This is a genomic window from Streptomyces sp. NPDC058663, from assembly GCF_042716745.1.
In the GTDB taxonomy this organism is placed as follows: Bacteria; Actinomycetota; Actinomycetes; order Streptomycetales; family Streptomycetaceae; genus Streptomyces.
Window position 1 is genome coordinate 154,775 of sequence record NZ_JBHXRV010000013.1, and the last position, 11,728, is coordinate 166,502.

An 11,728-nucleotide genomic window follows, 5' to 3' on the forward strand; every position below is an offset into this window, starting at 1 on the left:
AACCGAAGGATGTATGCCATGCGCTTCATGCGCAGCACGGCCACTGCACGGACCTTCCTGATCGCTTCGATCGCCGTAGCGGGCCTCACCTTCACTCCGGCTCTCGCTTCCGCCCAGTCCGGTGCAAGTAGTGCCCGGGTCCACTCCGCACTGGGGGTCCTGGGATTCCCCGGCGCCAACGGTGCCAACGGTGTCGGGACCAGCGGCGGGCTCGGTGGCCTCGGCGGCACCGGTGGCGCTGCGGGCGCGAACGGCAACGGCGGCAACGGGGGCAACGGCGGCAACGCCACCGGCACGGCGAGCGTCGGCGGCGCCGGCGGAACGGGCGGCGCGGGCGGCGCCAACGGCAACGGCGGCGCCGGAGGCACCGGCGGCAGCGCCTCACTCGGCGGCACCGGCGGCAAAGGCGGGGTAGGCGGCGTCGGCAACGCGGGCGCCGGTATCCACGGCGGCAAGGGCGGCAACGGCGGCGCGGCCACAGCCGGAGGCGGCTACAAGGGCGGCCAGGGCGGCGCCGGCGGAGCTGCCAGCCCGGTCTGCCCCGGCAAGCCCGGCGGCAACGGCACCGCCGCCACCTCCACCTCCAACGGCACCACCGGCGCCACCGGCGCGGCCGGAAATTCCACCCTCCCCTGCTGAACCACCTCGGTCAGACAACCGGAATGCTGAGGGCAGCCAGCCCCCGCTGACCCTGACCCGCACCGTCTGACCACAGCCCAAACACGCTGCCCGGCTGACAACCCTCAGCCGGGCAACGTGCTGTCACAGCCCAGCACCGCCACCCGCCGCTCGTGCTCACCAGGCCGCCAACCGCTCCGCGGAGACCAAAACTCCGGACTTCACCCGCCACCCGCTGACAGGACACCTGGATCCAGACACACGCACACCGATCCCACGACGGCTGCCAGCCGATCGCAGCGGCCGCACGAAAGTCTTCCCTGTGGCGCGGGAGAGCCCGAGCCGTCGCACGCCGCCGCCGCCGCGCGGCTTGCTGCGGCATTGAGGCAGCGTCAGCGCTCTCGGGGGACAGTGCCTCTCGGTGGCAATGCATCTCCACATCCTGCACCCGGCGGCCAATTACCTACTCCGCCGCCGGCCCGGGCTGGACGCATCCCCGCTGCCGGGACCAGGTACGCGCAATCCACCGAGACTGAAGCCTGCACGAAACCCCCCGTAAAGGCGCGGGAAGTGCACAGTCGTGTACATGAGTGACACTTTGCCGATCACCGAGGCACGCGCCACCTTCGGGGCCCTGGTACGCCGTGCGTCCCACGCGCGCGAGCGGATCACCATCACCGACCACGGCCAGCCCGCAGCCGTCCTGATCAATCCGCAGGAACTCGCGGACCTGGAGGACGCGCTCGCCCTGGCGCAGTACCGCAACCGCCAGGCGGCCGGTACCGCAGCCGGTGTCCCGCAGGATGAAGTACGCACCCGGCTCGGGCTGGAGCGTTCTTGACCTACACGCTCCTGTGGGACGAAGCCGCGATCGACGCGGCCGCCCGGTTCCTCAAGGACGACCAGGACGGCCTGCGCCAGCTGATGGACGCCGTCGATCTCCTCGCGGAACAGCCCCGGCCCGCAGGCACCGCCGAGTACGGGTCGCCGGACCTGCGCCGGATGCACGTGGGCCGCTACCGGGTCCTGTACGAGATCAAGGACGAGACGGTCACCATCGTGGTCATCCACATCGGGCGAACCGGCTGACACAACGCGCCCACGCGAACGGCCCGGACCGCCGACCGGCTTCCGTTCTAGTGGTCGTTGCAACACCCCAGCTCAAGGGGTGCGATGGACTTCAAGACCAGGGATCGGACCGTCAACCGGGGCCGCAGGCCGCTCTCTGCCGAGCGAGCTGCATACTTCCGGCTCGTGAAGCAGGGGTACAGCAATAACGAGGCATGCCGGATCGTCGGGATCAACCCCAAGACCGGCAGACGTTGGCGCAACGGACGCAATGCGTCAGGGCGCACGGCAGCGGCGCCACCGGTTCGCCCGGTGGCGCCGGCCTCTGCGACCTCCGGGCGGTATCTGCGCGAGGAAGAGCGCATACAGATAGCGGACCGGCTGCGGGAGAAGGCTTCAATCCGCGCGATTGCGGCCGAGCTGAACCGCAGCCCGTCCACGATCAGCCGGGAGATACGCCGCAACCGCACCGCCGATCCACGTGGCCAGTGGCACTACCGCCCCTACGCCGCCCAGACCCGCGCCGAAGCCCGCCGGTCCCGTCCCAAGCCCGGGAAGATCAGCCAGAACCCCGAGCTGCGGAACTTCATCCAGGAGCATCTTGAGCGCCGTTGGAGCCCGGAACAGATCTGCCAGGCTCTACGGGCCCGCTTTGCCGACCGGCCGGAGATGCACGTGGTTCACGAGACGATCTACCAGGCCCTCTACGTCCAAGGCCGCGGAGAGCTCCGCCGCGAACTGACTCACGCGCTGCGAACTGGCCGGACCATGCGCCGGCCGCACCGCCAGTCCTCCAGGCGTCAGCCCCGCATGGCGAAGGACATGGTGATGATCAGCGAGCGGCCACCCGAGGCAGCTGACCGCGCGGTCCCCGGGCACTGGGAAGGCGACCTCATCATCGGCAGGACGAACAAGTCCGCCATCGGAACGCTGGTGGAGCGCTCCAGCCGATTCGTCGCTCTCGTCCACCTGCCCGACGGCCGGCACCCCGCCCTGGTCCGCGACGCGCTCGTCCAGACCGTCTCCGCTCTCCCTGCTCGGCTGCGACGCTCACTCACCTGGGACCAAGGCTCCGAGATGCACCTCCACCAGCAGTTCAGCATGGCCACGAAGATGCCGGTCTACTTCTGCGACCCCGGCAGTCCCTGGCAACGCGGCTCCAACGAGAACACGAACGGGCTGCTGCGGCAGTACTTCCCCAAGGGCACCGACCTTTCGGTCCACACCCGCGAACACCTGGACGCCGTCGCCGCAGAACTCAACGGCCGCCCACGCAAAACGCTCGGCTGGGAAACCCCAGCCGAGCGTCTCGCTAAGCTCCTGGCCACAGCCAGTTGATCATTGTGTTGCTACGACCCCTGGAATTCGCCCCGGTGAACCGGCGGGCCGCGTACATGCCTGCCGAGTTCAGCGCGTTGACATGGGACGGTGTCGAACGCGTGGGGTGCGGAAGCGCCGGACTGTGATTGGCGCGGAGACTTTCCTTGTTTGTGCTGGTCAATGAAGGGGCGGGGCTTGACCGTGCTCCAGGAGGGCATGGGACTGGGTATGGATGTGCGGGAGAGCATGGCGGCCTGGGAGCGCGTGGTGGAGGTTGCGCGTGGTTCCGGCCAGGTGGTGGCGTTGCCGTCGGCCGTGACGGCATGCATGGAAGACGTGGGCGCGGACGGCCTGGGACTCAGCGCCATCACGTCGGGTGAGATCCGGTCGGTGGTCTATGCCGTCGATGAGCGCAGTCACCGTCTGGAGGACGCGCAGCTGGTGGCGGGGGAGGGCCCGTGTACGGAGGCGTACCGGCACCGCAGGATGGTGGAAGCGGAGTTGCAGTCCGTTTCCGGGAAGTGGCCGGTCTTCACGCGGACGGCCGGTGAACTGGGTATTCGCCGCGTAGTGGCTGTGCCGCTGCTGGTGGGCGGTGGTGTCCCCGTCGGCGCCGTGGACATCTATCGCACCACCGCCCTCCCTCTCGACCCGGCGCATCGAAACCTGCTCGGTGCCTACGCCAGGATCCTCGCTCTCCTGACTGTGGACTTCCAGCCGGCGCTGATCGGCTGGGAACAGGCGGCTCCGCAGACGGGCCCGGTGGGCTATCCGCCCGTCGTGCACCAAGCGGCAGGCACCGCCGCCGAGGACAGCAACGTCACCGTCTCCGAGGCCCTGGCCCGGATGCGCGCCCACGCCTTCAGCCACCAGCAGCTCCTCAAGGACGTCGCGCGTGACATCCTCGCCGGGCGCCTGCGCCTCGAAGATGACCGTGACACTCCCGGCTAGCCCTCGTTCGCCCGCCCCTCGACGGCCCGTTGGCGGGGCGTAATGACGGGACCGGACGGCCGGCCGGACTACGACCACTCCGCGCGTGCGCGACAAGACGGCCCGAACACGCTACGAGGCCATGAGGCAGAACCCTTCTCGGGCAGGACCCTTCTCACTGGTGTCCGGGCAGACGTCAGGCCCGGGGCGGCCAGATCCCAGAAGCCCAAGAACGACCGGGACCAGAAGGTCGCCCCCCAACCACCGGCGAAAGAGATCCGTCTCGTGGCGGCGTTCCACCCCGTAGGACGCGGGGCGTGCACTCCGGCGTGAGAGGAATCCCGCCGGACCGCCCCCCTACGCCCTTGTGGGGCCAGTCCTGACCGGCGAGTCTGAGCGACGGCTCCACGCGTAGAACTGACCTCGCGGCGCGCCGCGCCGCGCAGGATCCCGTTCGGTTTCAAAAAAAGAGGCGGCGTCATGCGACGTGTCCGCACCATCGTCCGGATCATGGCCCTCACCACTGTCGTGGCCGGAGGGCTGGCCGCCACCACCACCGCGGCGCACGCCGCCACCATACCCGTGGCGTGCAGCGAGAACGCCCTGGTCGCCGCGGTCAACCTCGCCAACTCCACCAGCGCCCCCGACACCCTCGTCCTCGCATCGGGCTGCACCTACGCGATGACCTCCCCGCACGGTGGGTTGGCCAACGCACTGCCGGTCATCACCTCCCGCATTGAAATGCTCGGCCCCGCGACCGTCACCCGTTCCTCACTGCTGCCCTTCCGTATCGCCGAAGTCAGCAGCAAAGGCTCCCTGACCCTCACGACGGGCGTCGCGTTCACGGGCGGGAGCGTCGTCGGCAGTGGCGGCGGCATCCTGAACTCCGGCGCCGTCACCCTCACCGTCAGCAGCCTGACCGGCAACACCGCGACACTGAACGGAGGCGGCCTGGCCAACGCCGACACCCCCAACGGGACCGCACCCGCCGCGACGCTCACGCGCAGCCCCGTCTCCGACAACACCGCACTGCTGCAGGGAGGCGGCATCTACAACGGCGTCAGGGGCACCCTGACGACCACCGGTGTGACGGGCAGCCCACTGTTCATCATCGGCAACGCCGCCGGGACGCAGGGCGGCGGCATCGCGGCGAACAACTCCACCGCGACCACCCTCACCGACACCACCGTGACCTCCAACAGCGCCGTGCTCACCGCGGGCGGCGTCCACCGATCCGGCGGAACGATGACCACCACCAACACACCCATCACCGCCAACATCCCCAACAACTGCGTCGGCAGCGCCCCTGCAGTGCCCAACTGCACCGGCTGACCACCTGACCCGGCGCCCTCGCAGCCCGCCGTTTCCGGCGGGCCCGGGTCCGTGGCGGCCTCGAGGGATGAGGTGCTGCCCACGGGCGGGACGTTCGCCGCCCCGCCGGAGGGCAGCGTGCGCGCCGATCTCGTGTACAGCGCGGCGGGCCAGGACGTGCCCGTGCTATGCGTGGAAGCGGACAAGATTGCCCGCTACCGGGAGTTCTTCAACCGCGGAGTCACTACCAGGGGTCAGCTGGAGCCGCTGTCACCGAGCATGCGGACCCAGCCCCTGCCCTCATCTGCGGGCCGGGGCACCTCCCGCTGTCCCGCGCCCGCCCGTGAGCGCACACGCGAGGGACAGCTTTATCACGGCCGGCCGAGAAGCAGGATCCGCTTGGCATCCTACGAAGGAGCTCGAGCATGAAGAGAGCACGTGTCAAAGCCTGGATACTCACGGTGAGTTCGATGATGCTGGCCGCGGGGGTCGCACTGGCTCCCGCGCAGACAGCAGCGGCCGACCCGGCCGGAGTGCAACGCACCCTCGACTGGGAGCAGTCCGCCGACCGCGTCCTCCCTACCGCGGCACCGCCCAACCTCAACAAACAATGGGCCACCTCGTACGGCGCCACCAACGTCACCAGCCCCACACGCGACGGCTCCTACGCCGCCCGCTTCGAGCTGCGTAAATCCGACCCGGTCGTTTCCAGCAGCAAGCGGGCCGAGATCTCGCAGCGCGACGACCAACCGGCCGGCGCCGACCGGTGGTACGGCTTCAGCATCAACCTCGCTTCCACCTGGGCCCACGACACCTCGGCCGAGATCGTGAGCCAGTGGCACCAGTGCGACGTCGGGTGCCCGGGCGGCTCTCCCCCCTTGGCACTCATGACCGACGAGGGGCGTTGGAAGATCGACTTCCGCGGTGAGTTCATCGACCTGGGCGCCTACACCACGGGGGAGTGGGTCGACTGGGTCTTCCACGTGACCTGGCGTACGGACACCACCGGTCTCCTGCAGGTGTGGAAGAACGGCGAACGCGTTGTGCACAGGACCGGAGCCACCCACGACGGGGGACCACGCTCGCCCTACTTCAAGTTCGGAATCTACAAGTGGGACTGGAACACCGGCGCACCCTCCAGCACCTCGCAGCGCGTGATGTACTACGACGCCCTGCGCCTGGGTGACGAACGCGCCGTCCACAGGGACGTCGCGCCGCAGCGAGCCTGCACCAGGACCCCAGCGGTCGCCGCCGCGTCCGCCACCACGTCGGAGCCTGCGAACCCACCCTCCCACGCCATCGACAACAACCCGGCGACCCGTTGGTCCGGCCAGGGATTCGGCGCCGCACTCATCCTCGACACCGGCGCACCCCGCCAGCTCTGCGGAGCCACCGTGGCCTGGCACCGTGGTGACCTGCGGTGGAACGACTACACCATTCACGCATCGCAGGACGGTGTGTCGTACACCAAGGTGTGGGAAGGCCGTAGTTCCGGCACGACCACGGCGCCGGAGACCGTGCTCTTCACCTCGGGCGCTCTGGATGCCAGGTATCTCAAGATCTCGTTCTGGGCGAATCCCGAGAACGACTGGGCAAGCATCACCGAAGCGAAACCACTCGGTCTCTAGCGGAGCGAGGACCCGCCGGCCCGGACCCGCCGCATCCCGTGGCGGGTCCGGGCCGCTGAACCGACGGGTCGCGCACGGGCAGTGCAGACCGACCGGAGTCCGGGACGAAAGCACCACCTGTACTTGGCGCTGATGTCCCTGGACTCCGACCGGCAAGGGCCGCAAGCGTGGGACATGCGCTGGAAGGCACCGCTGGTCGCGCCTTGTGCGCGTCAGGGGTTGTCTACGTGGCGGTCCGTGACCGCTCCGAACTGGGCGCGCGCAAGCTGATCGACACGGCCGCCTTGCGCAACGCGCTGCTCCTGCCGACGCCGCGCACCTCCTGGCTACCGGCCCACTCGCGGTTCCATCTGCACTTCACGCCGACTGGATCGTCCTGGCTCAAGCTTGTGGAGCGATGGTTCGCCGAACTGACGAACAAACAGATACGGCGAGGCGCCCACAAGACCGTCCAAGCCCTGGAGAAGGACATCCGGACCTGGATCGAAACCTGGAACACCCACCCCAGGCCCTACATCTGGACCAAGACCGCGGACGAGATCCTCGAACGCCTCGCCTCATATCTGAACAGAATTCCTGACCCAGAAGACTACAGTAGGGCGTGTTTTAGAACTGGGGTCCATGCCTCGACTCGTGCCGTGATGATCTCGGTGTGGGACGAGGGGAACTTTCAGATGACCAGTGGGCGGTGCTCGGACCGTTATTGCCGGTCGCAGTGTTGGACAGGCCGTCGGTGTGCCGGCGGCGTACGGTGAGCGGTGAGGCCGGGTACTGGGTTCGCCCCCACCCGCCTCGTCCGGGACGTAGCGAGTGCCCTCATCATCACCTGGAGGCGTCATGAACCGTCGTACATGGAAAAGGTCCCTCGCCCTGGCCACGGCCCCCGTTCTTGCAGTAGGAGGCCTGATTTTGGCCGCCGGACCCGCCGCCGCCAGCTCAATTTACTGCGAGACCGGTACGCAGGCCGCTGGTGAATTCGTGGGCTACAACTGCCGCTCCACCGACAACGACCCTGACGGTCCCATCCACGTGACCTACAAGTTCCTCGGCCAGACGTACACCGCCACCTGCCAATCAGCCATTCTTCCTGGTGCTGGTCCGGCTGAGGACGGGTTGGTCCTGTTCTTTGTGGATTGCGAGAACCCCTAGGGGCGTGGTGTAGAGGTTGCGGGTGGTCTGGGTAGGCCGTCCGGGAAGGTCGCGGGCGGCCGTCCAGATCGTGAGGTCGCGGGCGATCCTATCGACAGAATGACATGCGGGACCGACACTTCCAGCAGGTCACAGCCATTCGTTGATCGCGGCGATGAGTCACGAACACCTCCAGCCGCTCCGGGTACGCCTCCCGTTCCTTGTCCGGGATCACCGACCACAGGACGGGCAGGACTTCCTCGGTCATGCCGTCGTCGAAGCGGACGTGGACCGCGAACGCGGCGTACGACCGCACGGCGACCGCCAGCACCCTGTCCGCAGCTCCCTCCCGTACCTCCTCTGCTGCCCGGTCCACCGGACCGCTGGTGTACGCGTCCGTGGTCATCGCGCCGCCGCCTTCTTCGCCGTCGTCCACCGCATCCCCAACGCGTTCAGCTCGGCCCGGCGTTCATCAGTGAGCTTGTCGGCGCGCTTACGGATGTTGTCCAAGACCATCCCCAACTTCACGTCCACCACCTCAAGGCCGTCAGCGCCGCTCTGAGCGCCTCCGAACACGTCGTGCGGCTCCACGGACTCCACATGCTTCCTCGGCACCTGAAGGTGCCCCTCACGGGCATGGAACGCCTTCGCCGCCGCGAGGTTGAGCATCCACTTGTCGTCCTGCGTACGCTTCACCGGCCGCTCCGACTCCTGTGCCGGCTCGAGCCCGAGCGCGTTTTCCAGGAGCCACTGCTGCGCGGGCAGCAGCGCCTCCCATCCGAACCGGCAGCCCTGCACCCATCGTCCGAGGTCCTCGCCCTGGACCACGACCACCCCGGCCTCCATCGGCATGCTGCCGCCGTGCTCCAGGTGCTGCTGCACCAACCTCAGGCAGCGCTGCCAGCCCGCGTCCCAGGCCGGCGCCCACCCTGGGTCGATCTCATCGAGCGCGTCCCGCCGCTCCTGCGACAGCCCACCCGTGATCGCTCCCTCGGACAGGCCCTGTTCCTCCAACTGCTGCGTGAGAGCGTCCGCGAGCCGGGCCGCGGTGCGTTGGTTCTTCGCCCATGTCCCGACGGGGTAGCCGTCCCAGACGGCGGTGGCCGGTGGGAGGAAGTGCCCGTGCTCTGCAGCCCAGTGCCGGGCGGCGGTGAGTCCTTCCTCGAAGGCATGGTCCTGGTGCGCCCACACCACCCCGAGCTCCTCCAGCTCCCGCACCCGCTCCGCGGCCAGGTCACCGGCCCGGTAGTCCTTGCGCTGCTTCTTCAGCCAGGTCCCCAACGGGAAGCCGCCCGGCGCCCAGTCGGCGGGCGTGACGTAGTCGTACGGAACCTTCAGCTCCCCGTTCTTCGCGACCTCCTTCGCGTACTGCACCGCGGCCGCCAGCCCGGACCGCCAGTAGCCGGTCTCCGGGTGCAGCACCCGCAGCGCCACGAACCGCGCCACTTCCGCCGGATCACGCGGCGTCGAGAACTTCAACAGCTCCCGCGCGGGCGCGCTCGGGCCCTGCGCCTCACCCTGCTGCTCCTGGTCCTCGGTGTCACGACCCTCGCCGATGTCGTCGCCCTTCCAACTCCCTGTACGAGGGCGGGAGTCGGCGAGGGCTTCGATCACGTCCGTGTCATGTGCCCGCAGCGCCCCCAGGACCTTCGCGAGGGTCTCAGCCCCCGGCGACGTCAGCATTTCATCCGGACTTTCCCCCGGAGCGAGGAAAACGGGAACGACCAGACTGGCAATCTTCCCGTCACCGGGCTGCATACGGAGCGCCCGCCCGACCATTTGCACGATGTCGACCATCGAGCCCCGCGCGTCACAGAAAGCGACAGAATCACAGTCCTTCGTATCGACACCTTCACCAAGGACACGAACGGACGCGATCATCTTGAACATCGCGGGGTAAGAAACCGTGCCGCCCTTCCCGTCCGGCACCTCGATCACGTTCGACGCGAACTCCTCCAGCTGCTCCTTGCGGTAGCCGGGCTTGTGCTCGCCGTACAGCCACGACGACCACACCCGCTCCGGCGCGTGGTACCGCTTCGGGTCCTCCGCGTACAACCGCGCCGCGACACCGGGCAGGCCCTCCGCCATCGCCTCGGCCTCGCTGACCCGGGAGTGGAAGGTCAGGCATTTGCGCAGGTTCTCCTCCGCGGCTGCCGTGAGCAGCCCGGCCTGGAGCGCCGCGAGGCGTGCCCCGCGCACCACGTCCGAACCCCGGTCTCCGCCGACCTGCGCGGCGTGCAGGTCCGGGTCGGAGATGTCCACACACACCACCTGGTACGGGGCCACCAGACCCCGCGAAATGGCCTGCGAGAGCGTCAGCTTCCAAGCCACCGGGCCAAAGACGGGCGACCCAGGCTCCATACTCGCGATCAACCGCGGTGCCGACCGTCCAGCCCGCTGCGCCTCGTCGGCCGCTTCCCAGATCCTGGCTGTCGCGGTCATGTACAACCGACGCACCGCCGGGATCTTCGACTGGTCGTGCACAGCCGCCCACGCCTTCTCAGCGTCACCTGACGTGCGGTGGGCCTCGTCCACGACCATCAGGTCAAACGGCCGCATTCCGAGCGCGTGCGCCTTCCGCACGGCCGTCGTCGCGGTCGCGTACGTCGAGAACACGGTCACCAGCTCGTCGTCCCCCACCCACGACAACAGCTCCGCCTCGTCGGTCGTGCAGGGCATCCCACTGGACGCCGCGACCTTCGCCTCACACGCACCGACCATCGCCCCCGCACGCCCGGCCCGACGCCACTCCGCGGCCATCTGCGCCAACAGATCCGTCGTCGGCACCAGGACCAGCACCCGCCGCGCATTGAGCCGCTGAGCGGCCACCGCAGCGATCCGGGTCTTCCCCGACGCCGTCGCCGCGATCACCTGGCACCGCAGCCCCTCCTCCGGCACAGGGGAGCCGGCCGGGAGCTGGAGATGGCGCAGCACAGCATCAACAGCCTCGATTTGATGCGGACGAAGCTCTTCCTTCGACATGCGGGTCCTTCCCTGGGGCATACGTGGTGCACGTTGACCGAGCAACCAGTCGGGGGCCTGCCATGGATCTTGCGATCACAATCTTCGTCACCATCCTCGGTGCTGCATTTGCGCTTTCCGCACGAAGGCTTGCCCGAAAGAACAAAGCAAACTCAGCCCGGTTTGGACTGAAATTTGATCTCAGCGAGAACGGTTATATTTGGATGTACCGAATATTTGGGTCTTTCTTCTGCATAGTGGGAATTCTGGCTTTAACAGGTGCCATAAAGCTTGGCTAGTATCGGTGAGTTTTCCGGGCGGATGGTGGTCCGTGCTCTGGGTCCAAGGTAGCGGACCTTGGAGTATGACGCACAGGGGTTGGGGGAGTGGTAGGGAGTGTTCGGAACTGGTAGTGTCGGGGGTGCGGTTTGGAGGGTTCGGCCCGTTTCCGGCCCTGACCCGGTTCGGGTTTCGCGGCCGCAAGTACGGGTGGCCGACCCTTCGGGCCTCCTCCGCTTCCCGCGCCGCGCCGCCCCGCCCCGCACGCTACCCCGTCGCCGCTGTCAGCGTTTCAGGGTCGCGCGGAGCGTGACCCTTGGCCGGATCGCGGAGCGATCAGGCCCGTCGGCGCAGCGCGCCGACTCGTCGTGCGGCGAAGCCGTACGACGGCGCTGGTGGGCCACGGAGTGGACCGGCAGCCCGTATCGCGGAGCGATACGGGAATGAGCCGCGTAGCGGCTCCGCGTCGCGTCTGCGGAGCAGAC

The 11,728-nt window shown here is 68.4% G+C and carries 10 protein-coding genes and 1 pseudogene; 9 read left to right on the top strand and 2 right to left on the bottom strand.

The features are described from left to right. The first annotated feature begins 18 nt into the window (after window positions 1–18). From ACFWVV_RS12540 to ACFWVV_RS12580, 9 genes and pseudogenes are all read left to right on the top strand, one after another. Window positions 19–639, top strand: coding sequence for a hypothetical protein (locus tag ACFWVV_RS12540; protein WP_384347223.1), 621 nt, complete (start codon window positions 19–21; stop codon window positions 637–639). Window positions 640–1,204: 565 nt separating this feature from the next. Then, window positions 1,205–1,459: a type II toxin-antitoxin system Phd/YefM family antitoxin gene (locus tag ACFWVV_RS12545; RefSeq protein WP_384347220.1), complete on the top strand. Its 255-nt coding sequence runs from the start codon at window positions 1,205–1,207 to the stop codon at window positions 1,457–1,459. Continuing rightward, window positions 1,456–1,707, top strand: coding sequence for a type II toxin-antitoxin system RelE/ParE family toxin (locus ACFWVV_RS12550; RefSeq protein ID WP_384347217.1), 252 nt, complete (start codon window positions 1,456–1,458; stop codon window positions 1,705–1,707). The genes ACFWVV_RS12545 and ACFWVV_RS12550 overlap by 4 nt, the downstream gene beginning before the upstream one ends. An 84-nt stretch (window positions 1,708–1,791) precedes the next feature. After that, a complete protein-coding gene (locus ACFWVV_RS12555; RefSeq protein WP_384347214.1) occupies window positions 1,792–3,024 on the top strand; it encodes an IS30 family transposase in 1,233 nt (410 codons plus the stop codon). A 183-nt stretch (window positions 3,025–3,207) separates the two neighbouring features. After that, window positions 3,208–3,957 (top strand): ANTAR domain-containing protein, encoded by a 750-nt coding sequence (locus ACFWVV_RS12560; RefSeq protein WP_384347598.1) that lies wholly within the window; start codon window positions 3,208–3,210, stop codon window positions 3,955–3,957. Window positions 3,958–4,416: 459 nt separating this feature from the next. Continuing rightward, window positions 4,417–5,268, top strand: a complete 852-nt coding sequence (locus tag ACFWVV_RS12565) for a hypothetical protein (RefSeq protein ID WP_384347212.1) — start codon at window positions 4,417–4,419, stop codon at window positions 5,266–5,268. A gap of 404 nt (window positions 5,269–5,672) precedes the next feature. Beyond that, the gene (locus ACFWVV_RS12570) at window positions 5,673–6,875 is read left to right on the top strand and encodes a heparin lyase I family protein (RefSeq protein WP_384347209.1); all 1,203 of its coding nucleotides are present in this window, start codon (window positions 5,673–5,675) and stop codon (window positions 6,873–6,875) included. A 320-nt stretch (window positions 6,876–7,195) separates the two neighbouring features. Next, a pseudogene (locus ACFWVV_RS12575) lies at window positions 7,196–7,462 on the top strand (IS630 family transposase); the annotation flags it as partial. A 250-nt stretch (window positions 7,463–7,712) separates the two neighbouring features. Beyond that, complete coding sequence (locus ACFWVV_RS12580; RefSeq protein WP_384347206.1) at window positions 7,713–8,024, top strand: hypothetical protein; 312 nt, start codon at window positions 7,713–7,715, stop codon at window positions 8,022–8,024. An 88-nt stretch (window positions 8,025–8,112) separates the two neighbouring features. Here ACFWVV_RS12580 and ACFWVV_RS12585 read toward each other — a convergent pair whose 3' ends face one another. Next, window positions 8,113–8,409: a hypothetical protein gene (locus ACFWVV_RS12585; RefSeq protein WP_384347204.1), complete on the bottom strand. Its 297-nt coding sequence runs from the start codon at window positions 8,407–8,409 to the stop codon at window positions 8,113–8,115. Continuing rightward, window positions 8,406–10,985: a Helicase associated domain protein gene (locus ACFWVV_RS12590; protein ID WP_384347202.1), complete on the bottom strand. Its 2,580-nt coding sequence runs from the start codon at window positions 10,983–10,985 to the stop codon at window positions 8,406–8,408. The genes ACFWVV_RS12585 and ACFWVV_RS12590 overlap by 4 nt, the downstream gene beginning before the upstream one ends. Between the last annotated feature and the right edge of the window lie 743 nt (window positions 10,986–11,728).

Coding starts and splice junctions, on each gene's coding strand:
- ACFWVV_RS12540 (WP_384347223.1), top strand. CDS start 19: ATGCGCTTCATGCGCAGCACGGCCACTGCACGGACCTTCCTGATCGCT.
- ACFWVV_RS12545 (WP_384347220.1), top strand. CDS start 1,205: ATGAGTGACACTTTGCCGATCACCGAGGCACGCGCCACCTTCGGGGCC.
- ACFWVV_RS12555 (WP_384347214.1), top strand. CDS start 1,792: ATGGACTTCAAGACCAGGGATCGGACCGTCAACCGGGGCCGCAGGCCG.
- ACFWVV_RS12565 (WP_384347212.1), top strand. CDS start 4,417: ATGCGACGTGTCCGCACCATCGTCCGGATCATGGCCCTCACCACTGTC.
- ACFWVV_RS12570 (WP_384347209.1), top strand. CDS start 5,673: ATGAAGAGAGCACGTGTCAAAGCCTGGATACTCACGGTGAGTTCGATG.
- ACFWVV_RS12580 (WP_384347206.1), top strand. CDS start 7,713: ATGAACCGTCGTACATGGAAAAGGTCCCTCGCCCTGGCCACGGCCCCC.
- ACFWVV_RS12585 (WP_384347204.1), bottom strand. CDS start 8,409: ATGACCACGGACGCGTACACCAGCGGTCCGGTGGACCGGGCAGCAGAG.
- ACFWVV_RS12590 (WP_384347202.1), bottom strand. CDS start 10,985: ATGTCGAAGGAAGAGCTTCGTCCGCATCAAATCGAGGCTGTTGATGCT.